Here is a 22,078-nt window from a genome sequence, read left to right as displayed (position 1 = left end):
TATATTATACTTCAAATTCTATTTACCTAAAAATCCTCTTAAGGTTTTGGCATTCTCAATTGCGTGGCCGTGGGCATCGTTGTTGAAATAGACAAAGACATCTTTATTTCTCTTCCACTTTTTGATTTTTTCAGCTAAATCCTTTAATTCCTTTTTTGTATATTTTGAAGAGAATAAAACTTTAGACCCGTGCATTCTGATATAGACAAAATCAGCAGTTATTTTTTCAGCTCTGGGGAAAGAAGGAGAATCAGCAATTACCCAAGCAACTCTATGTTTTTTTAAAAGTTTGTAAATTTTCTCTTCGCACCAGGTTTTATGACGAAACTCAAAAGCAAATCGTAATTTTTTGTTATTTTTGCGAATAAACTTTAAAAATTCTTCTAATCTTTTTATATTTTCTTCAGTTGCTTTAAAAGAAGGAGGGAATTGAAATAAAATTGGGCCGAGCTTTTCTTTAAGATTCAGAGCATTTTTAATAAATATTTTCCAGGGCTCCTTAACATCTTTCAATCTCTTAATATGGGTAATGAAACGACTTGCCTTTACAGTAAATAAAAAATCTCCCGGCGTTTGGGAGTACCAATTTTGATAAGTACTCGGTCTTGGCAGACGATAAAAAGAATAGTTTACTTCAGTTGTTTTAAGATGTTGAGAAAAGTATTTTAGTTTATCTTTTGAAGACAGGCTTTCTGGATAGAAAATATTTTCCCAGTGGCGATAAACCCACCCAGAAGTACCGATATATATTTTACCTTTGTTCATTTTCTTGTCTTTTTAGTTTTCTTTCTCGGTCTACGATAAAACTTTTCAGCTATCTTTTCCATAAACTTTACTAAAAAGGGGTCGTCTATTTGTTCTTCTGTCCCAACCCACCAAGAATGAAAAGGGCGTTTTTTAGTTTCTTTACTATATTCAAACGCCTGCAAAAGAGTTTCTAATCTATTTACCTGCCTAACGAATCGCGCCTCTTTTGTGGATCCTTTTTCATAATCATACCAAAGATTTAAAATCTCTTTTTTTAATTCTAAAGGCAATCCTGAAGTAATTTTTGTTAAAGCGATTTTCTCTTTTTTATGTTTTTTAAGAAAATTTTTAAGTTTTTTAGACTTTGTAAATCTTGGCCAAGAGTCAAACAATTTAGGCCATTCTTTTTTATTTTTAGGTAATGACTTGTGATCATAAGGAGTTATATCTCCAGCATATAGCTCGCAAAGATCATGAATTAAGGCCATCTTAATAGCTCTTTCAAGATTTAATCTTTTTTTCTTTCCCAAAATCCAGGCCATAATTGCCAATCGAAAACTATGATCAGTAACACTGGCAGGATCCTTCTTCACCCCAATTAAAACCCAACCTCTTCTTGGTATTCTTCTTAGTTTTCCTACTTCATGTAAAAAATTAACAAAGTCAATCATATAATTATTATAAGCAAAGCTTGGAATTGCGTCGTTCGGTCAAAAAAGAAAAATAAATTTTTCTTTTCTTCCCTCACTTGTAATTATAACATTAAAAAAGAGCTAAGAAAACTCAACTCTTTTTTGTTAATTATAATAAATCAGTTATATTTTATCTTATTAATTTTATAAACTGTTTTTATTGGCGAGGAAATAATAACTTCATCTCCAACTTTATGGCCTAAAAGAGCCATTCCAACTGGTGACTCATTACTAATCTTACCCAAGGAAGGATTAGCTTCAAGAGTTCCTACAACTCTAAATTCATCTTTATCTCTATCTACTTCTACTACCACTGTCGCCCCAAGCTCTATAACATCTCGCTTTTTCTTGGAAGGAGTTTTAATTAATTCTACATTCTTTAAAATATTTTCAAGTTCGGCTATTCTTGTCTCAAGAAAACTTAAATCTTCTTGGAAAGAAAGATATTCAGGATTCAAATCTTCAGATTCCCAAATTTTTGGAACTTCCCCTCTGGTTTTAGCAAGCCGAAGATTTTTTAAAACTTTATATTCTTTTTCTATATCCCCAAGTCCTTTTGATGTTAAATAAAACTTTTTTCTTTGTACCATATTTTTGTTTTTGCTAACCCCCTTTCATTTTAGTTTTCCAAAACAGTTTGTCAAGAGCAGTTAGTAAAATTTAGTGATTTGACCTTTCAACTTTGTTTTTTAAAGTTTTCCACAGGTATATATTATTTTATCCGATCAAGATAGTTTGTCAAGCCCTCACACCATAACAAGGACCGGCTACCCCTTTTAGGGCGCCTTCGGCGCCCTGTCCCTGTTTGGTTGTGAGGGCAAGAGCAAACTGTTGAAAATTAGAGAACAAACAAAAAACCCTTTAAGGGTTTAATAAAATTTATCTATTCACCTATTCCTATTGTCTAATACCTTCTATAGAAAATGCTCGCACTCATTGCATTTTTCTTCACAAAGACATTTTTTAGATATATCAGAAAGATTAGGTGGTAAATGTCCTTTAGGTATTAATGGTATTTCCCCAAAGTTAACATGAATATCTCTTATCTTCGGCTCAGACCTTATTTGTTTCTTAGCAAAATCATTTATCCTTTTAAGATTAGGAGCTAAAATTCCTATGATTAGATTATGCTGACCAGAGGAAACTCTAACTAAATTATATACCAAAGGACAATTTTCAAATTTTCTTATTAATTTAGAAATAATATCAGGGGGTGCTTCAATACCTATATTGGCTGAGACAGAATAAAATTTTTCAATATTTAATAATGCTCGGATTTTCAAAATATCATGCTTAATTAACTTCTCAACCCTATTTTTAACGCCAACTGGAGTTAATCCTGTTTTCTTGGCAATATCCACAAAGCTTTTTCTTCCATCCTCAGATAATGACCTAATTACTTCAAGATCAATTTCATCTAAAGCCCTTAAACTCCAAGAGGTTGGGGCGGGATAATCTTCAACTGAAAAATCAGCCACCTTCATTCTGTCACACAAAACAGCAAACTTTATATCCTTTATCTCTAATCTCTCTTTTTTCTCTCTCATAAACTTCATGACTATTCTATAGGCCTTGCCAGTAACGATATCATTGTCAACTAATAAAACTTTTCTTCCTTTGACTTTCTCTTGTTCCAATCCTTTTCCATAATCATCCATTGTAGTAAAAGTGACATTTTTCTTTTTCTGAGATAACCATTCATAAAGGCCTTCTCCATAAAAAACACCGTCATCTTCCAAACCAATTATGCATCCTTTGTCTTTACCAAAATACTTTATTACATCTTTACCAACTCCTTTAATAAATTTCTTTATTGGTTTAAGGCTTAAAAGAGTATTTTTCTGCATATTTTTTCACATAATGTTTTATTAATTGATCACGAAGTTGAGGAGTTGAAGTAGCAATTAATAAATCTACCTTGCTATGTTGTCCCCCAGGAATAAATTGGTAATCCTGGTAGCTTCCATCAGAATCAACACTGACAACCCGACAGCCAGCATTTTTAGCAATTGGAAAACCGGGATCTATTTCTGAACGAGGCTCATCAAACATTATATAAGCGTCAATTAAACCCGAAGCAAGGAAGCTGTAAATATAAGAGCCACCGTGAGGATAAAAAAGTCCTTTGGGGTGCATATTTTTTATTAAGTCCCCGAAAATATCAAGAAACTTTGAAGAATATTGAGAACTCATTATGTAACTGGACAAAACAATAGGTTCTGTTATTTTTTTTCTGGTAGCTGGCTTAATTTTCTTTTTTCTACCACTATTCATTGAAACTAAATAATTTCCATTTTCTTCTGTGATGTAATATTTCTCATTAACAATATCAGCTATACCGCAGCATAAAGGGTTTCTTTTTTTATCAAAGAAACTTAGAGCTGTGTACCAATTATGTTCAAAGCCCCGAAGATAAAGCATTGAACCATCAAAGGGATCAACTGAACCGTAAATTTCTCCTCCGTTTTCAATATCTCTGTCTTCTGGTTCAGAAAAGATAGTTGCTTTCACTCTGTGCTTTTTCAAAAGCTTTTCTAAAATTTCTTCTCCTACTCTATCAATTCCAATTTCCAGGTCCTCTGGCCTGTTGATTGTCTCACCCAAAACCTGCCTGCCCTTTCCTTGGACAGCTATCTTTTTTACCTCTTTGGTCGTCTCAACTAAATATTCTACTAACAAGTTTTTTAAAGCTTGGTTTTTCATACCCTTTTGTTTATTCTAACATAATTTAATATCCCATGCCAGGCATTTGAGGCATTTCTTTTCCTTTTTCCTCTTTTCGTTCAGCAACAACACATTCAGTAGTCAAAAACATACTAGCTGCTGAAGCAGCATTTTGAAGAGCAGACCTAACAACTTTAGTTGGATCCACAATCCCTGACTCCATTAAATTCTCATACTTTAGGGTTTCAGCATTAAAACCAAATCCCTCTCCATCTTCCTTAACTTTCTGAGCTACCACTGCCCCGTCAACGCCGGCATTTTGAGCAATTTGCCTAATTGGCTCTTCTAAAACTCTTTTTAGAATATTACTTCCTGTTTTTTCTTCACCCTTAACCTCCACTTCTTCTAAAACCGAACTTGCCCTTAATAAAGCTACTCCTCCTCCAGGAACAACCCCTTCTTCAACCGCAGCTCTGGTTGCGGACAGCGCATCTTCTGTTTTGTGTTGTTTTCCTTTCTGTTCAACCTCAGTCGCAGCCCCAACTTTAATTACTGCTACTCCGCCAACTAACTTTGCTAGTCTATCCTGCAGTTTTTCTTTATCAAATTCAGATTCAGTGGCTTCAAGTTCTCTCTTAATTTGCCCAACCCGAGCTTCAATATCTTCTTTCTTTCCTCTGCCTTCAATAACCGTAGTATTTTCTTTAGTTGAAACAACCCTTCTAGCCGAACCTAACATGTTCATTTCAATATTTTCCAACTTCAAGCCAACTTCTTCTGAGATCAGCTGAGCTCCGGTAATAATGGCTATATCTTGGAGCATCTCTTTTTTTCTATCTCCAAACCCTGGAGTTTTAACTGCTAAAGTGTTGAAAATTCCCCGAAGTTTATTAACCACCAAGGTAGCCAGGGCTTCACCTTCTATGTCTTCAGCAATAATTACTAATTCTTTTTTACCTTTTTGAGCTATTTTTTCCAAAACAGGAACAATCTCATTAATAGATGAGATTTTTTTGTCAGTAACCAAAATAAAAGGGTCTTCATAAACCGCCTCCATTCTTTCGGCATTAGTAATCATATATGGAGAAATATAACCCTGGTCAAATTGAAGCCCTTTGACAATTTCTTTTTCAAGACCGAAAGTTTTTGATTCCTCAACTGTTATTACCCCGTCCTTGCCAACTTCATCCATAACTTCAGCAATTAAATTACCAATTTCTTTGCTTTCAGCAGAAATAGTTGCTACTTGGGCAATTTCTTCTTTGGTGGTAATTTTTTTTGCCATTTTCTTTAGTTCCTCTACCACTCTTTCTACTCCTTTCTCAATGCCTCTCCTAAGAGCTAAAGGGTTAGCTCCAGCAGCTACATTTTTTAGACCTTCAGAAACTATTGCCTGAGCTAAAACCACAGCAGTGGTAGTACCATCGCCAGCAACATCATTAGTTTTCTCAGCCACCTCTTTAAGAATTTCAGCCCCTAAATTTTCAATCTTGTCTTCCAATTCAATCTCTTTAGCAATAGTCACCCCGTCATTAGTAATAGTGGGAGTTCCAAAGCCCTTATCCAAAACAACATTCCTTCCTTTAGGACCTAAGGTAACTTTAACTGCATCAGCCAATTTATCTGCTCCTGTTTTTATTTTTTTTCTTGCTTCTTCTTGAAATTTAATTTGTTTTGCCATGTTATTCAATAATTGCTAATATATCTTCTTGTTTTGCGATTAAATATTCTTTATCCGCAACCTTTATTTCATTTGGACCATATTTAGTAAATAAAACTTTATCTCCTGGTTTTACTTCCAAAGGAATAACTTTCCCAGAAGCTGTTTTCCGACCTGGACCAACAGCAATTACCCGACCTTGCTCAGGCCTTTCTTTCTCAGCTGTCTCTGGAAGCAAAATCCCAGCTTTTGTTTTCTCTTCCTCTTTAATTGGTTCAATTAATATATGATCGGATAATGGTTTAATATTCATATCTTTATATAAATTAGTCAATTTTTTAATATCTATTATTTTACCCAAAACCAAAATCTTGTCAAGTCTTTATCTTCAAATACTTGCCAGTGTAGCTTTTTTTGGTTTTGGTGATTTCTAAGGGCGTGCCTTCGGCAACGATTTGGCCGCCTTCGTCCCCTCCTTCGGGACCAAGATCTATGCACCAGTCCGTGTTCTTGATAACGTCTCCGTTGTGCTCAATCGTTAAAACAGTGTTACCTTTATTAACTAATTCTCTTAAGACCTTAATCAATTTTTTAATATCATCCGGGTGAAGACCAGTTGTTGGTTCGTCTAAGATATATAAAGTTTTACCAGTGGACTTTCTGGAAAGCTCAGTAGCTAATTTTACTCTTTGGGCTTCTCCTCCAGATAAAGAGGGGGCCGGCTGTCCAAGTTGAACATAGGATAGGCCAACTTCATTTAAGGTTTTTAATTTCTGGGAAAGACCAGGGATGTTTTTGAAAAAATCTAAGGCTTCTTCAACTGTCATTTCTAAAACCTCAGCAATGTTTTTTCCCTTGTATTCAATTTCAAGGGCTTCTTTATTATATCTTTTTCCCTTGCATTCTTTACATTCAACATAAACATCTGGCAAAAAATACATTTCAACTTTAATCCGGCCTTGACCTTCACAGGCCTCGCACCTACCGCCTTTCACATTAAAACTAAAACGGCCGGGCGAATAGCCCCTAACTCTGGCTTCCCGGGTCTTTGAAAAAAGTTCTCTGATGTAAGAAAAGGCGCCAGTATAAGTTGCTGGATCAGAACGGGGCGTTCGACCAATTGGGGATTGGTCAACTAAAACAACCTTATTTAAAAACTCACTGCCTAAAATCTTCTTGTGTTTACCTGGCTCTTCTTTTGTTTTGTAAAATTTTTTAAGCAAAGCTCGGGCTAAAATATCATCCATTAGAGAGCTTTTCCCTGACCCAGAAACTCCAGTTATACAAACAAATTTACCAAGCGGAATTCTAACATCAATATTTTTTAGATTATGCTCCTGAGCCCCTTTAATTATTAAATAGTTTTGCTTGCCCGCCGAAGCTTTAGCGGAGACGGGAGTTTTGATTTTTGATTTTTCTGACGTCACTTCAACCCTCTTCCGCCCTGATAAATATTCACCTGTTAAAGTTTTTGACTTTAGTAATTGTTTTGGTGTCCCCTTAAAAACAATCCGGCCGCCGTGCTTTCCTGCTCCGGGACCAACGTCAATTACCCAGTCAGCCGCGCGAATGGTTTGATTATCGTGCTCAACGATAATTACCGTATTGCCAAGATCTCTTAATTTTTTAAGTGTCCCAATCAATCTTCCCTGGTCTCTTGGATGAAGACCTATTGAGGGCTCATCTAAAATATATAAAACTCCAGTTAATTTTGAACCAATTTGGGTGGCTAATCTTATCCTTTCTTCCTCGCCGCCGGCCAAGGTAGCGGCTTTCCTGTCCAAAGTTAAATAATCAAGCCCAACATCAATTAAAAATTGAAGGCGACTTAGAATTTCCTTAATTATAGGCTGAGCCACTTTGGGGTCAGACTCGGGTCTGACTCCAAAAAAAACTTTTACTTTATCGATTGGCATCCCTACTATTTCATCAATTGACTTGCCAGCTACTGTCACCGCTAACACTTCTGGTTTTAATCTTTTTCCCAAACATTTGGGACATTGTCTTTTTACCATATACTGTTCAATTTCCTGACGGGTCCAGTCGGAATTAGTTTCATGATACTTTCTTTCAAGACTAGGAATTACGCCTTCAAAATCTTTATTTCCGTAAAGGACAATATCTAAAATTTTCTCAGACAAAGTCCCAACTGGTTGGTCCAAAGAAAAATTATATCTATTTGCTAAATCAGAAAGCTGCCACCAAAAATAAGAACCTGCCTTCGGTAGAACCTTATTTTCTCGCTTCGCTCGAAAATAACTCCGTCTGCCAATTTTATTTGAAGCCCGCACCAAGGGCCTAATTGCTCCTTCAGCAATAGTTAAGTTTGGATTTGGAATAATTAACTTTGGGTCAACTTCTAATTTCTCACCTAATCCCATACATCCTAGGCAGGCACCATAAGGACTATTAAATGAAAAAAGACGCGGCTCCAATTCAGGCAAAGAAATGCCGCATTCTTCACAAGCAAAACGCTCACTAAATGTTAAATCATTTGTTCTTTGTTCTTTGTTCCTCGTTCTCTGACCTACTGTCACTATGCCTTTCCCGATCCTCAAGCCAATTTCCAAAGAATCAATCAATCTTGATTTTTCTAAGTCCTCTCCAATCACTAATCTATCCACCACTACTTCAATATTGTGTTTTTTATTTCTGTCTAAACTTTTTCCTAATATTTCTTCAACCCTGTAAATTATTCCATCAACTCTTACCCTAACAAATCCTCCTCTTTGAATTTCCTCCAGAGTCCCTTGATGTTCTCCTTTTTGGGAACGAACTACCGGACCTAAAACAGTAATCTCTGATTTTTGAGGAAGTTTCAAAACCTGCTCAACAATCTGGTCAACTGTCTGCCGGGAAATTGGCTTTTTACATTTTGGACAGTGGGGCTTTCCAACTCTGGCAAATAAAAGACGGAGATAATCGTAAATCTCCGTTATTGTGCCCACTGTGGAACGGGGGTTATGAGCTGCTTTTCTTTGGTCAATAGAAATAGCCGGACTTACCCCTTCAATTCTTTCTACCTCGGGCTTATCCATTACTCCTAAAAACTGCCTGGCGTAGGCAGACAAGCTTTCAACATATCTTCTCTGCCCTTCAGCATATAAAGTATCAAAAGCCAAGGAGGACTTGCCGGAACCTGAAATCCCGGTAATCACCACCAATTTATTCCTGGGAATATCAATATTAATATTCTTTAGATTATGAACCTTAGCCCCCCGAATTTTAATAACATCCTTTTCCATAAGTAATCTATTATACCCCAAGCCTCAAAAGATTTCAATAGATTGACCTCTTGCAAAAAATTTGATAGTATATATATAATATATATGTATATAGGAAAACCCCTCTTTCATATTATCTCTGGGGCCTTAGGTCTTTTTTTGGCTGCTAAGTTTGTTCCAGGAGTAGAATTTTATGGCACTTTTTTAATGCTTTTGATAATTGGAGGAGTTTTAGGTCTTATTAATTTTTCTCTTAAACCAATTTTAAAAGCAATCTCCCTGCCTTTAAGAATCTTAACTTTTGGCCTATTTAGTTTAGTGATAAATATGGGCTTGGTCTGGCTAATGGAGATTCTTTTCCCAAGAGATTTAGAAATTACTGGTCTCCTTCCCCTTTTCTGGACAACAGTCATAATCTGGGCCTTAAACTTTATTTTCGGTCTCTATACTCCAAAAAGAAGGAGAATTGTAGAAATTATTGAATAAAATATGCAAACACTCTTACCAATCGCTCAAATCATTGTTGCTATACTCTTAATTGTCTTCATCCTCCTTCAGCAAAGAGGGACTGCTTTGGGGTCTGCTTTTGGAGGCGAAGGAGGTAGTTTTTACGCCACTCGACGAGGTATTCAAAAGAAAATCTTTTGGGCAACTATAATCTGCGGAGTTTTATTTATTGTTTTTGCCTTGTCAAATCTCATTCTCTAACTTCTGATATGACCTATTTTTGACGGTCGTCGGAAATAGGTCATTGACTATGAGAAAAAAGAGGAAATTTTTATTTATAGAAAAATGGCCCGCCAAATCTCAGTGGAGGCAATTTTTTAAAGTTCTAACGAAAAAAGAAAAAATCGCTTTTTTTGCTTTTTTTCTTTTAGCCCTCGGTTCTTTCACTTTTCTTTTAATTAATCTTTATTTTAAAAATACTGAAATCGCGCCGGCCCGAGGAGGAACTCACACTGAAGGAGTAATTGGCCAACCGAGATTTATCAATCCCGTCTACGCTAATTCTGATGTTGACCGGGACTTAGTCCAGCTTATCTTTTCTGGTTTAATGAAATACGATGAAAACTTACAAATAGTTCCTGACTTAGCCAAAGGATATCCTGAAATTGAAGAAGATGGGAAAGTTTATAAATTTTATCTAAAAGAAAATCTTTTCTGGCAAGACAAAACCCCACTTACTGCTGACGACATAATTTTTACTGTCAAAACAATCCAAAACCCGGATTTCAAAAGTCCTCTCCAGGCAAACTGGGTGGGGGTAGAAATAGAAAAAATTAATGATTTGGGAGTTAAATTTACATTAAGAAAGCCCTACAGTGCTTTTCTGGAAAACTGCACCTTAAAGATTTTGCCAAAGCATATTTGGGAGAATGTCTCTCCAGAGAACTTTGCTTTTGAATCCTCTAACTTAAAACCAATAGGATCAGGTCTTTACAAATTAAAAAAGATAAAACAAAATTCTAACTGGATAAAATCTTTAACCTTGGTCGCTAACTCTCTTCATTCCGGGAAAAAACCCTACATTTCTAAAATCAAATTTGTATTTTTTGATAATGAAGAAGAACTAATTAAAACAGCTGAGCAAGGGAAAATTAAAGGGCTATCCTTAAGCTCGCTGGCAAATATTGGTGGAAATTGGCGAACTTATTTGCTCTCTCTGCCAAGATATTTTGCAGTGTTTTTCAATCAAGAAAAATCAAAAGTCCTGGCTGAAAAAGAAGTCCGGTTAGCTCTAAATTATGGGGTTAACAAAAAAGAAATTGGCCAAAAAATTGTCCAATCCCCCATTTTGCCAGAAATCTATGGGCTTGACGCACCTTCAGAAATTTATGAATTTGATATTGAAAAAGCAAAAAACATATTAGAAGAAGCTGGGTTTAAAGACGAAAACCAAGACGGATTAAGGGAAAAGATTATTATTAAAAAACCTGCTTTTGAATTTAAAAGCCGCTTAACAAAAGGGTCAAAAGGAAAAGAAGTAACAGAACTTCAGAAATGCTTGGCTAAGTTTCCAGACATATATCCTGAAGGAGAAATAACCGGCTATTTTGGTGAAAAAACAAAGCAGGCAGTAATTAGATTTCAGGAAAAATATTATGAAGATGTCCTAAAACCATGGGGTTATACAAAAGGAACAGGGACTGTAGGCAAAAGCACCAGAGCCAAATTAAATGAAATCTGCTTCCAAGAACCAGAAGAAATTCTATTGTTAAAGTTTAGCTTAGTAACTGTTGAACAGCTTCAAATGATTAGGGTTGCTGAAATCCTAAAAGAACAATGGAAAATATTAGGAGCAGAAGTTGAAATCCAAACCTTTCCTCTTTTCCAACTAGAGCAGGACTTTATTAAACCAAGAAATTACGAAAGTTTGCTTTTTGGAGAAGTTTTAGGAGCTGTTCCTGACCCTTTTCCTTTCTGGCATTCTTCCCAGAAAAAAGACCCGGGATTAAATTTAGCTTTATATGAGAATAGTAAAGCAGATAAATTATTGGAAGAAAATAGAAAATCTCCAATCCCTGAGACCCGAGCTGAAAAACTATCCCTTTTTCAAGACATCTTAATTGAAGACGTTCCAGTAGTATTTTTGTATAGTCCAGATTATATTTATCTGGTATCAAAAGAAATAAAAGGAATAATAGTAGAAAAAATTGTTGACCCCTCAAAACGTTTCTCAGGAATTGAAAAGTGGTATATCAAAACAAAAAGAGTATGGAAGTGGATTTAAAAGATAAAACACCAGACATCCGTTATCTCCATGATATGAAGGATGTTATCTATGACAAAGAGTGGCTTAAAACAGCTCCTAATCTTGAACTTTATTATATGTATAGAGGATTAAAAAAGAAAGGAGAATTAAGATATGATATCACCGTTGTCCCCCCCCAAATGTTAGGAGAAGAATTTGTCCGAACTAAAGGTAATCGGAACTCAAAAAACTTTCCAGAACTCTATATAGTTTTAGAAGGGGAAGCAATCTTTTTAATGCAAAAAACTAAAGGCAAAGCTATTGAAATTGTTGAGGATGTTATAGCAGTGAAAGCCAAGCCGGGAGATTCCATAAATATATCTGCTGAATATGCCGTTGTAATGATAAACCCCTCTCAAAAAACTCTAAAAACAGCAAATTGGGTTTCTGAAAAAAATGAAAATATTTATGAGGAACTGGGAGCAATGAAAGGAGCGTGCTATTTCTATACTAAAAAGGGTTGGATTAAAAATAAAAATTATAAAAAAGTTCCTAAGCTCCGTTTTGAAAAACCCAGAAAATCAATCCCGAAAAACTTGGACTTTTTAAAAGGTTAAGCCGAGGTGGTGAAATTGGCAAACACATACGGTTCAGAGCCGTATACCTTTATGGTTTGTGGGTTCAAATCCCACCCTCGGCACCATGAAAAAAACTCAATCAAATCTCAGAATAATTCCCCTCGGAGGTTTGGGGGAAGTTGGATTGAATATGATTCTATTTGAATATAAAGGGGGAATTTTGATTATTGATATGGGCCTTGGTTTTCCAGGAGAAAACATGCCAGGAATTGATTGTATTATTCCCAATATCTCTTATCTTAAAAGCAAAGAAAAAAATATTTTAGGAGTTTTTCTTACTCACGGCCATTATGATCATATTGGAGCTATCCCCTATATCATCCCAAGGCTTGGTCCGATCCCAATGTATGGCGGTTCTCTAACCAAAGGAATGGTTTTAAAAAGACAGGAAGATTTTCCTAACCAACCTAAACTTAATATAAAGGAAATAAAAGATGGAGCTAAGATTAACTTAGGGCCGTTTCGAACTGAATTTTTCCGACTCAATCATAACATTCCAGATAATTTTGGATTGTTTATTAATACCCCTGTTGGGAATATTATCCATACCTCTGATTTTAAATTTGACGAATCGCCGGTTAATGAACCTCCAACCGATTTTAAGAAATTAAAAAAGATTGGCCGAAGAGGCATTCTGCTTTTAATGTCTGAATCTACTGGAGCCGAAGAGGAAGAAAGTCATTCCCGTTCTGAGAAAACAATTTTTGAAAATTTAGATAAAATTTTCCAAAAAGCCCAAGGGAGAATTATTGCTGCCTCCTTTGCTTCTCTTATTAACAGGGTTCAGCAATTAATTACTCTCTCAGAAAAATACGGCAGGAAGGTAGCCATTGAAGGATATAGCATGAAAAGTAATATTGAGATTGCTCAGACTTTAAAAATAATCAAAGCCAAAAAAGGAACTTTTATAAAAACAAAAGACATTAACAAATTCCCTGATTCAAAAATAACTATTATTTGTACCGGCGCTCAGGGAGAAGAGGGTGCGGTTTTTATGAGAATCGCCAATCGGGAACATAAATTTATCCACTTAAAAAAGGGAGACGAAGTAGTTTTCTCTTCATCTGTAGTTCCTGGAAATGAAAGAACAGTTCAGATTTTAAAAGATGCATTTCACCGTCAAGGAGCTAAAGTTTTTCACTATAAAATGATGGATATCCATGCCTCAGGTCATGCTAAACAGGAAGAATTAAAAGAAATGGTCAGAATTATGAAACCGAAATTCTTTCTCCCTATTTATGGCCGCTATTCAATGTTAGTTAGGCATGCTGAGTTAGCCGAAGAAGAAGGAATACCCAGAAAAAACATCCTAGTAGCTGAAAATGGCCAAATAATTAATTTAGACAAAGAGAGAATCTCTATAGATAAAAAAACTGTCCCCTCAAATTATGTTATGGTTGATGGTTTGGGTATTGGAGATGTTGGCGAGGTTGTTCTAAGAGATCGCCAAATGCTGGCAGAAGATGGGATGTTTGTTATTGTGGCAATTGTGGATAGGACTACTGGTCAAGTAAGGGGTTCTCCTGATATAATATCAAGAGGGTTCGTTTATTTAAGAGAATCAAAGGAATTGCTTGCTCAAACCCGGAAAAAAGTAATTAATATTGTGGATAAAGCAGCTGGAAGCGGCGGAGCTGTTAACTGGGTCTACGTTAAAGACGAAATCAGAAATAAGATTGGCCAATTTCTCTTTTCAAAAACCAAAAGAAGACCAATAATATTACCAGTAATAATCGAAGTTTAATTTATGCGAGCTTTAAGCGGTATTCAGCCAACCGGCTCAATACATATAGGAAATTATCTGGGAGCTATCAAACAATGGATTAAACTCCAAGAAAAAAATGAGTGTATCTTTTTTATTGCTGACTTACACTCTTTAACTATTCCCTATAAACCCAAAGAGCTTCAAAAAAACATTTTAGAAACTGCTATCGTTTATCTGGCAGCTGGCATTGACCCTCAAAAAAGTATTTTCTTTATCCAATCAGATGTCAAAGAACATACTGAGCTCTGCTGGCTCTTAAATACTGTTTGTCCGATTGGAGATTTAGAAAGAATGACCCAATACAAAGAAAAGGCCAAACAATTTAAAAAGAATATTAATGCTGGCCTCTTGGTCTATCCAATTTTGCAGGCAGCTGACATTTTACTTTATAAGACAGAAGCAGTGCCAGTGGGAAAAGACCAGGTCCAACATATTGAATTAGCAAGAACAATTGCCAGAAAATTTAACCAGAAATTTGGCAAAACCTTTGTTGAACCCAAAGCCCTACTCCCAAAACTTGGAGCAAAAATTATGGCTTTAAATAATCCCAAGCAAAAAATGTCAAAATCATTGGGACCCCAAAGCTATATTTCTCTGTTTGAAGAGCCAGAAGAAATTAAGAAAAAAATAATGTCAGCTGTAACTGACACTGGAAAGCAAATAAAGTATAATCTTCAAAGAAAACCAGGAATTTCAAATCTTTTAACAATTTATGGTTTGTTTAGCGAAAAACCAATAAAAGAAATAGAAAAAACTTTCAAAGGCAAAGGTTATGCTTACTTTAAAAAATCTTTAGCTGAACTTTTGATTAACTCCTTGGAACCTTTCCGCCGGAAAAGAAAAGAACTTCTCAGACGAGAAGTTTATGTTCAAGAAACTCTTAAGGTAGGGGTCAAAAGAGCCAGCGCTATCGCCGAAAGCACCATCCAAGAAACCCGCACCAAAATGGGTCTTGCCTAATTATAATTATTTTTCTTTTTCAATAAGAGCTAATAGCTCTTTTTTCTTTTAATAAAAAGATATAGATTTACCCTATCACCTTAAGCATAAGGTGATAGGGTTTATTTAACACTATTTAATAATTTCAGAAATTTATTGTGAATTTTTCCGTTTGTTATTACAATGTTAGATGTATCTTGGCCGTGATACTTTCCGTCCAGTCCAGTAACTTTAGCCCCGGCCTCTTTGGCAATAGCTATACCTGCTGCTATATCTAAAATTTTTTCTTTACCGGTTAAATCAAAATACCCGTCATAACCTCCCTGGGCAGTATAACAACAAGCAACAGCTCCTAATCCAAAAGCACGAAAACGATAAACATTTTTAAAAATCAACTCTAATCTTCTCATAGTGATTTTTTGTTCCTCTGCTTTTAATTTATTGCTACCAGTTATATCCAAATAAATTATTGATTCATTCAACCTGTTGACATTCGAAACTCTTAGTCTTTTTTGATTATGAAAAGCGCCTTTTCCTTTTTCTGCGAAATAGATATCATTCAATGCCGGTAAATAGACCACTCCGACAATTGGCGTATCGCCCTTCCACAAGGCAATTGAGACATCAAAAAGCTTAATACCTGCTACATAATATTTTGTGCCATCAATTGGGTCAATTATCCAGACATAATCACTTTCTGCATCGATCTTCCCATACTCCTCCCCATAAATCTTATGATGGGGATATTTCTTTTTGATTCTATTTATTATCATCCTCTCTGCTTCCCGATCTATATTTGTATAAATATCCCGCTTGTCAGCTTTGCTTTTTTTTACTACAACTTTATCAAGTCCACCTATTACAATCTTGCCCGCGTCCTTAGCTAGCTTGATAGCAAATTTTAGTTCTTTTGTCATTGATTTTTTATTAATGGATTAATCTTCAATTTGGGTTACTCCAGATTCATTAACCATTTTACAACCCAGGGCTATTAGCAAATCAGAAATCTCCTTTGTTTTCTCTTTAACTTTTTCAGCACTGCTTGCCTCCATATTAAATCTAAGTAACGGATCATTTGCTGAGGGTCGTAGATTAAAACTCCAATCAGGAAAGTTAATAGTCAAAGTATCGAAATGAGAGATTTTGCCATTTTTATATTTTTCTTCTACTTTCTTCAAAATCTCATTCATTACTTCAAGAGCTTTGGGTGTTAAATCATCAGTGGCTTCAAAACCTGGTAAAGAGAAGTTGTATTCACCGCTTACTGGATATAGTTTTCTCGGCTTTCTAGTTAACTCTCCCAAGCTTTTCCCGGTCTCGGAAACTATTTCCATTATTTGTAAAACGGCAATTAAACTATTCTCAACCATAAATTCACCAAAATTATAATAAATATGACCAGAAGATTCAGCCCCAAAAAGCCCATTTTCCCCCTTCATTCTGTTTTTAAAAAAAGCGTGCCCAACCAGCTCAATCTTGGGAATTCCCTTACCTTCTTCAACCATCTTTTTTAAATAGTTTACCGCTCTAACATCATGCAAAATCACTCTGCCGGGATTGCTCTCTAGCATCTTTTTGGCAATCAAACCACCGATATAAACTCCGTAAAGATAGTCGCCATTTTCATCAATAAAATAAATCCTGTCTCCATCGCCATCAAAAATTAAACCCATATCCGCCCCTACCTCTTTAACCTTATCCCTTGCTTGCTTCCTGTTTTCTGGTAAAAAAGGATTAGGTTCGTGCCCGGGATAATTACCGTCCAATTCCCAATTTATTTTAATAAATTCTACTGGTAAAAATTTTTCAACCTTATCAATTTCAATTGCTCCAACGGAATTAGAGGCATCAACAACTACTTTAAGAGGTTTTATCTTCTTAACATCAACAAATTTTAAGGACTCCCGGATAAAATCATCCCAAACATCCATCTTTTTTATCTTCCCTTTCTTTTTGGCTGCTGTTTCTGCCTTATAATTCTCATATAATTCTTTTAAATCTTCCATACCAAGTCCTTTTCCAAAAGGTTTAGCTACCGGCCCAATAATTTTCATTCCACTTAAATATCCAGCAGAGTGGGAAGCAGTTATCTCTACCCCAGAATCAAACTTATAAAAACCGCCGGCAAAATAAACTACATCTGTTCCTGCTAATCCAATATCAAGAATATCTGCTCCACTATCAGCAACACCTTTAATCAAAGCTTTATGAATCTTTGGTGAATTTAAACTAATATCTCTACCAACAACAAGATTTTTAGCATTAAATAGTTTAATGAGGCAACGACCAATTTTATAAACAATTTCATCATTGATATCCTTTGGATACTCTCCCCGGATATCGTAAGCGCGGAAAATTTCCATAAAATTTTTACTATTTTTTAAATTTATTAAATAATTTTATTCCTTCTTTGAGCAATTTTTTAACTTTTCTATAATCGTCTCCATCAGTAATTATTCTGAAAGTTCCTGGTTCGGTTTTTGACTGACGAAACCAAATATAAGAATTTTTGTCAATTAATGCTTTAAACCCGCCAGTAGTACCACCTGTTTTTTTAACCTTGTAACCTTTACTTTTAAAGTATTTCTCTAATTTATTCTTAATCTTAATAACTTTTACCGGTGAGCAACTTATTACTGTCCGTTCTGAATAATATTTAGGATAATTCTCCAAAATATCAATTAAAGACCTCTCTTTCTCAGCAATCATCTTCAGAATCAGAACCGTGCTCATAATACCATCCCGACATTTTATCGGAGGAATAATCACCCCGCCACAAGAACCCTCACCTCCGATAATGCTTTTTTGCCTTTCCATTTCCTCAACCACAACCATTTCTCCAACTTCTACTTCTTTTATTTTTGCCCCATATTTTTTTATAATATCTCTAACTAAATAAGAAGTACAGTCATTGGTTACTACTACTTGGTTCTTAATGCCTTCAAGATAAGCATCGCAGGCTAAAGCTAAGACATACTGTCCGGAAACTACCGGTCCCATTTCTTTGGCAAATTTAGAAATAGATGGTATTACAAATTCAATCCTATCTGCATCACAATCAAACCCACAACCAAATTCAAATTTGCCATTATCTACTTGTTTTTTTAAATAAGCAAGTGAGCTAACATTCGGCTCTATCAATCGAACAAATTGGCTTAATTTATTATTTATAATTTTGACCTGAAGACCCAATTTTTTAAAAAGTTCTTTTAAAATTACAATCCCCGAACCGCCATTTGGATCAACTAAAATCTTGAGTTTAGATTTTTTTATTTTATCTACTGCCGTTGGACCAATTTTCTTGAGAACAAAACGTATGTATTCATCAATAATTTCCTTGTGTTTATTTATTACTTTTCTCCTTAACTTTGTTATTTTTGGCTTGCGGTCTGGAATTTCATGAGCTTTCTTTATTAATTGATTAACTTGCTCCGGATATAACAAGGCGCCATCTTCTTTTAAAAATTTCCAACCATTATATTCTGGCTCATTATGAGAGGCGGAGACATAGACACCTCCCGAAATTTTAAATTTTAAAATTCCATATTCACAAACTTGGATTGGAACCACCCCAACATCTATAATTTTTTCTATTCCCCAATCCTTAAAAGCTTTAATCATTGCTTTTTTAAGAATCGGCGTTGAACTCCTACTATCACCCCCAATTATTAAACTCAATACCTTGTTTCTAAATAATTGGCAATAAGACCAGGCATATTTATAAGCAAGCTGTTCAGTAATACTTTGACCATATATTCCTCTAATTCCAGAAAATGACTCAACCAAATCTTGGTTTCGATTCTTTCGTTGAGTCTGAGAGTTGATTTTCATATTAATATATTGTAGCATAAATTTATGAGTTTTTCAGTAGGTATTATTGGTCTTCCTAACGCTGGTAAGTCCACCCTATTTAAAGCTTTAACTAAAAAGAAAGTTGATATTGCAGCTTATCCTTTTACTACCATTGACCCAAATGTTGGCGTGGTAACTGTCCCTGACGAAAGATTAAAAAAAATCGCCCAAATAGTAAAGCCCGAGAAAACTATTGAAACCGTTATTGAATTTGTAGATATTGCTGGGTTAGTGGAAGGAGCCCACAAAGGAGAAGGAATGGGGAATCAATTTTTATCATATATAAGACCATGTGATGCGGTAGTAGAAGTAATCAGAGGTTTTAAAACCTCTGATATCACAGAAGAAATTAGTCCTAAAAGAGACATTGAAATAATTGAAAATGAACTCTTAATGAAAGACCAAGAAACTGACGATAATATTTTAGCTTCAAAGCCAAAAGTTTATGTTTTTAATATTCAAGAAGGAGCAGGTGTCCCTGAAATTCCAAATTCCTTAACCATTGATTTAAAACTTGAAGAAGAGGCATCTGAACTTTCTGAATCTGAGGCAGAAGAACTCAAAATTAAATCTAAGCTTGACCAATTAATTCTTGCTTGTTACAATATCCTTGACCTTATTACTTTCTTCACAATAACAGGAGGAAAAGAAACTCGGGCTTGGACCCTAAAAAAAGGTTCCAATGCCCTTGAAGCTGCGGGCAAGGTCCATTCTGACTTCAAAGAAAGGTTTATTCGAGCAGAAGTAATTCCTTGGCAAAAATTAGTTGAAACAGGTTCTTGGACTAAGGCAAAAGAATTAGGCCAAATAAAAACAGCGGGGAAAGAATATATTGTCCAAGACGGAGATATTTTAGAATTTAAGATTTAAAAATGAAAAACTACGAACTAACCTATCTTATTTCGCCGGATCTTTCTGAAGAGGAATTAAAGATTTTTTCTGGAAAAATAAGCAACTTCATTCAGGAAGAAACTGGCACTTTAGAAAAAACAACTGAGCCCTCTAAGAAAAAACTGGGCTATCCCATAAAGAAAAAAGAGGAAGCTTTTTTAGTTGCTCTAAATTTCTCTTTAAATCCTGAAAAATTGGGAAGCTTGGAGAAAAAACTCAAATCTGAAAACCAAATTCTCCGCTATGTAATTTTAACCAAAAAAACTCCTGAAAAAATCCTCCGCCCAAGACGGACCAGTCTCGGGCTGGCAACCGAAGAGACCTTACCAAAAATAAAAAAACCTCCTAAAGTTCCTCCAAAAATAACTGAACCCAAAAAGGTCGAATTAAAAGAGATTGATAAAAAAATAGAAGAAATCCTCGGAGAATAATTGAATATGAATTTAAATAAAGTTTTTGTTTTAGGAAATCTTACTGCAGACCCAATCGTTAGAGCTCTACCTTCGGGTCAATCTGTAGCTAACTTTGGTCTAGCTACTAATAGAATCTTTTATGATAGAGATAGACAAAAACAACAACGGACCGAATTTCATAATATTGTCGCCTTTGGCAGAAGCGCAGAAATTGCTCAACAATACTTAAGAAAAGGTTCAATGGTTCTAATTGAAGGAAGGATTCAAACCAGAAACTGGCAGGATTCCTCTGGGAATAAAAGATACCGAACAGAAATTATTACTGAGAGATTACAATTGGGACCAAGAACCGCTTCTTTTCAAACAACCTCTCCTGAACCTTCTGTTCCGAACCAAACTCAAAAAGAAATGTCCCAAGAAGAAATCCCGATTATTGAAGAATGGAAAGAAGAAGAGAAACCTTCCTCTACCCAAGAGCCCCAAGCGACCACGGCTGAAAATCCACCAAAAGACAAAGACCAGAATAATGAAGAAATAGACGTCTCGCAGATACCTTTCTAAATTATGGACTGTCACTTTTGCCAAAGAAATATTAAAGAAATTGATTTTAAAAATACAGAGCTTCTCTCAAGGTTTATCTCTGGCTTGGGCAAAATCAGAGCAAGAAAAAGAACCGGAGTTTGCTCTAAACATCAACGCCAGCTCGCAAAAGCAATAAAACGAGCAAGACATCTTGGATTGCTGTCAGCCACGACAAAATAAATAAATCATTCTAGAAAAAAACGCCTTTTTCTTAAAGACGCTCTAATTAAATGGGCGCTTTTTAAATCTTCAGACCTGTTCTACAATGGCTTTTTTTATTTTTTTTGTTATTTCAGGGTTCGCTTTTAAAAATGCCTTAGCTCCCTCCATTCCCTGTCCTAATTTGGTGTCCTCATACTGATACCAGCTGCCTGCTTTTTTTACAATTTCCTGTTTTAAACCAGTGTTTAAAATATCTGCCAAATAAGAAATGCCCTCATTGTAGTAAATATCAAACTCAGTGATTTTAAAAGGAGCAGCTACTTTATTTTTAACTATTTTTGCCTTAATTCGGCTGCCAATAATTTCATCCCCGTGTTTTATCTGAGCAATTCTTCTCAAATTAATCCTGACTGAAGAGTAAAATTTCAAGGCTAATCCTCCCGGAGTTGTTTCCGGATTCCCAAACATCACTCCGATTTTCATTCGAGTTTGATTTAAAAATATAACAGCTGTTTTTGTTTTGGCAACGATCCCGGAAAGTTTTCTTAACGCTTGACTCATCAAACGAGCCTGGAGACCAATCTGAAACTCACCCATCTCTCCAGCAATCTCTGCTTTTGGAGTTAAGGCGGCTACTGAATCAATAACAATAACATCAACCTCACCTGACCTAACTAAAGTTTCAACAATCTGCAAGGCCTGTTCCCCTGAATCTGGCTGGGAAATCAAAAGGTCATCAATATTGACCCCAATTCTTCTGCCATAATCAGGGTCTAAAGCATGCTCAGCATCAATAAAAGCAGCCACTCCTCCTTTTTTTTGAGCTTCAGCGCAAATATGTAAAGCTAAAGTACTTTTTCCGGTCGATTCAATCCCATAAATCTCAATCACTCTCCCTCGGGGGATTCCGCCTACTCCTAAAGCTGAATCTAAAGAAATGGAACCAGTAGGGATAGCATCGATATCAACCGCTCTGGCTTCTTTAAGCTTCATAATTGCCCCTTCGCCAAAACGTTGTTTAATCTCATCTACCGCTTCTTGCAAATCCTTTTTTTCAGTTTTTTCCTCTTTTTTCTTTGCCATATTCTATAATAACATACCACCACCAGAAATCAACACCCCTTTGTGAATTAAAAAAAGCCCCTCTTGAATAAAGG

Annotated in this window: 22 protein-coding genes and 1 tRNA gene; 11 read left to right on the top strand and 12 right to left on the bottom strand. The window is 35.5% G+C overall.

Translation table 11 applies throughout. The annotated features are described in order from the left end of the window. Window positions 1–18 precede the first annotated feature (18 nt). The 8 genes from KJA13_00185 to uvrA form a co-directional block, all read right to left on the bottom strand. Complete coding sequence (locus KJA13_00185) at window positions 19–765, bottom strand: DUF72 domain-containing protein (GenBank protein ID MBZ9577445.1); 747 nt, start codon at window positions 763–765, stop codon at window positions 19–21. Continuing rightward, window positions 762–1,418, bottom strand: coding sequence for an HD domain-containing protein (locus KJA13_00180; GenBank protein ID MBZ9577444.1), 657 nt, complete (start codon window positions 1,416–1,418; stop codon window positions 762–764). Before KJA13_00180 ends, KJA13_00185 begins: the two co-directional genes overlap by 4 nt. 140 nt (window positions 1,419–1,558) lie before the next feature. Further along, window positions 1,559–2,029 carry a GreA/GreB family elongation factor gene (locus KJA13_00175; protein ID MBZ9577443.1) on the bottom strand — a complete coding sequence of 157 codons (471 nt, stop codon included), beginning with the start codon at window positions 2,027–2,029 and terminating at the stop codon, window positions 1,559–1,561. 324 nt (window positions 2,030–2,353) lie between these two features. Next, window positions 2,354–3,286, bottom strand: a complete 933-nt coding sequence (locus tag KJA13_00170) for an AsnC family transcriptional regulator (protein ID MBZ9577442.1) — start codon at window positions 3,284–3,286, stop codon at window positions 2,354–2,356. Next, window positions 3,258–4,142, bottom strand: a complete 885-nt coding sequence (locus KJA13_00165) for a hypothetical protein (GenBank protein ID MBZ9577441.1) — start codon at window positions 4,140–4,142, stop codon at window positions 3,258–3,260. Before KJA13_00165 ends, KJA13_00170 begins: the two co-directional genes overlap by 29 nt. A 25-nt stretch (window positions 4,143–4,167) precedes the next feature. Continuing rightward, window positions 4,168–5,784, bottom strand: a complete 1,617-nt coding sequence (gene groL / locus KJA13_00160) for a chaperonin GroEL (GenBank protein ID MBZ9577440.1) — start codon at window positions 5,782–5,784, stop codon at window positions 4,168–4,170. 1 nt (window position 5,785) lies between these two features. Further along, window positions 5,786–6,076 carry a co-chaperone GroES gene (locus KJA13_00155; protein MBZ9577439.1) on the bottom strand — a complete coding sequence of 97 codons (291 nt, stop codon included), beginning with the start codon at window positions 6,074–6,076 and terminating at the stop codon, window positions 5,786–5,788. 61 nt (window positions 6,077–6,137) lie between these two features. Continuing rightward, window positions 6,138–9,008 (bottom strand): excinuclease ABC subunit UvrA, encoded by a 2,871-nt coding sequence (gene uvrA / locus KJA13_00150; GenBank protein MBZ9577438.1) that lies wholly within the window; start codon window positions 9,006–9,008, stop codon window positions 6,138–6,140. Between the two features lie 84 nt (window positions 9,009–9,092). Between uvrA and KJA13_00145 the strand changes: the two genes are divergently transcribed. The 7 genes from KJA13_00145 (at window position 9,093) to trpS (ending at window position 15,042) form a co-directional block, all read left to right on the top strand. Then, window positions 9,093–9,473: a phage holin family protein gene (locus tag KJA13_00145; GenBank protein ID MBZ9577437.1), complete on the top strand. Its 381-nt coding sequence runs from the start codon at window positions 9,093–9,095 to the stop codon at window positions 9,471–9,473. A gap of 3 nt (window positions 9,474–9,476) precedes the next feature. Continuing rightward, window positions 9,477–9,695 (top strand): preprotein translocase subunit SecG, encoded by a 219-nt coding sequence (gene secG / locus KJA13_00140; GenBank protein ID MBZ9577436.1) that lies wholly within the window; start codon window positions 9,477–9,479, stop codon window positions 9,693–9,695. A gap of 49 nt (window positions 9,696–9,744) precedes the next feature. Beyond that, a complete protein-coding gene (locus KJA13_00135; protein MBZ9577435.1) occupies window positions 9,745–11,718 on the top strand; it encodes a peptidoglycan-binding protein in 1,974 nt (657 codons plus the stop codon). Continuing rightward, window positions 11,703–12,296 (top strand): glucose-6-phosphate isomerase, encoded by a 594-nt coding sequence (locus KJA13_00130; GenBank protein ID MBZ9577434.1) that lies wholly within the window; start codon window positions 11,703–11,705, stop codon window positions 12,294–12,296. Before KJA13_00135 ends, KJA13_00130 begins: the two co-directional genes overlap by 16 nt. Further along, window positions 12,297–12,382: transfer RNA gene (locus KJA13_00125), tRNA-Leu, on the top strand. It abuts the gene before it with no gap. After that, on the top strand, window positions 12,382–14,061 hold the full coding sequence (locus tag KJA13_00120; protein MBZ9577433.1) for a ribonuclease J: 1,680 nt from the start codon (window positions 12,382–12,384) through the stop codon (window positions 14,059–14,061). The genes KJA13_00125 and KJA13_00120 overlap by 1 nt, the downstream gene beginning before the upstream one ends. Before the next feature lie 3 nt (window positions 14,062–14,064). Beyond that, the gene (gene trpS, locus KJA13_00115; protein ID MBZ9577432.1) at window positions 14,065–15,042 is read left to right on the top strand and encodes a tryptophan--tRNA ligase; all 978 of its coding nucleotides are present in this window, start codon (window positions 14,065–14,067) and stop codon (window positions 15,040–15,042) included. A 101-nt stretch (window positions 15,043–15,143) separates the two neighbouring features. On the opposite strand, the gene KJA13_00110 is transcribed toward trpS, so the two are convergent. The 3 genes from KJA13_00110 to KJA13_00100 are packed head-to-tail and all read right to left on the bottom strand — an operon-like array spanning window position 15,144 to window position 18,852. Continuing rightward, complete coding sequence (locus KJA13_00110) at window positions 15,144–15,938, bottom strand: inositol monophosphatase (GenBank protein ID MBZ9577431.1); 795 nt, start codon at window positions 15,936–15,938, stop codon at window positions 15,144–15,146. An 18-nt stretch (window positions 15,939–15,956) separates the two neighbouring features. Further along, entirely contained in the window at window positions 15,957–17,384 is a 1,428-nt protein-coding gene (locus tag KJA13_00105; GenBank protein ID MBZ9577430.1) for a phosphomannomutase/phosphoglucomutase, read from the bottom strand. A 10-nt stretch (window positions 17,385–17,394) separates the two neighbouring features. Then, complete coding sequence (locus KJA13_00100) at window positions 17,395–18,852, bottom strand: hypothetical protein (protein MBZ9577429.1); 1,458 nt, start codon at window positions 18,850–18,852, stop codon at window positions 17,395–17,397. A gap of 24 nt (window positions 18,853–18,876) precedes the next feature. Here KJA13_00100 and KJA13_00095 point away from each other — a divergent pair, with 24 nt between their 5' ends. Genes KJA13_00095 through rpsR form a run of 4 tightly spaced genes read left to right on the top strand, consistent with a single transcriptional unit; the run spans window position 18,877 to window position 20,939 of the window. Then, a complete protein-coding gene (locus KJA13_00095) occupies window positions 18,877–19,743 on the top strand; it encodes a DUF933 domain-containing protein (GenBank protein MBZ9577428.1) in 867 nt (288 codons plus the stop codon). Window positions 19,744–19,745: 2 nt separating this feature from the next. Continuing rightward, window positions 19,746–20,195: a 30S ribosomal protein S6 gene (gene rpsF, locus KJA13_00090; protein ID MBZ9577427.1), complete on the top strand. Its 450-nt coding sequence runs from the start codon at window positions 19,746–19,748 to the stop codon at window positions 20,193–20,195. A gap of 6 nt (window positions 20,196–20,201) precedes the next feature. Continuing rightward, window positions 20,202–20,738, top strand: a complete 537-nt coding sequence (gene ssb / locus KJA13_00085) for a single-stranded DNA-binding protein (protein MBZ9577426.1) — start codon at window positions 20,202–20,204, stop codon at window positions 20,736–20,738. A 3-nt stretch (window positions 20,739–20,741) separates the two neighbouring features. Further along, window positions 20,742–20,939, top strand: coding sequence for a 30S ribosomal protein S18 (gene rpsR / locus KJA13_00080; GenBank protein ID MBZ9577425.1), 198 nt, complete (start codon window positions 20,742–20,744; stop codon window positions 20,937–20,939). A gap of 69 nt (window positions 20,940–21,008) precedes the next feature. On the opposite strand, the gene recA is transcribed toward rpsR, so the two are convergent. After that, on the bottom strand, window positions 21,009–22,004 hold the full coding sequence (gene recA / locus KJA13_00075; protein ID MBZ9577424.1) for a recombinase RecA: 996 nt from the start codon (window positions 22,002–22,004) through the stop codon (window positions 21,009–21,011). Window positions 22,005–22,078 lie beyond the last annotated feature (74 nt).

This window comes from Patescibacteria group bacterium, from assembly GCA_020148045.1.
GTDB lineage: Bacteria > Patescibacteriota > Minisyncoccia > Minisyncoccales > GWA2-38-27 > JAHCRG01.
Note: the sequence above shows the minus strand (reverse complement) of the source record. Positions and strands in the feature narration are given on the sequence as shown.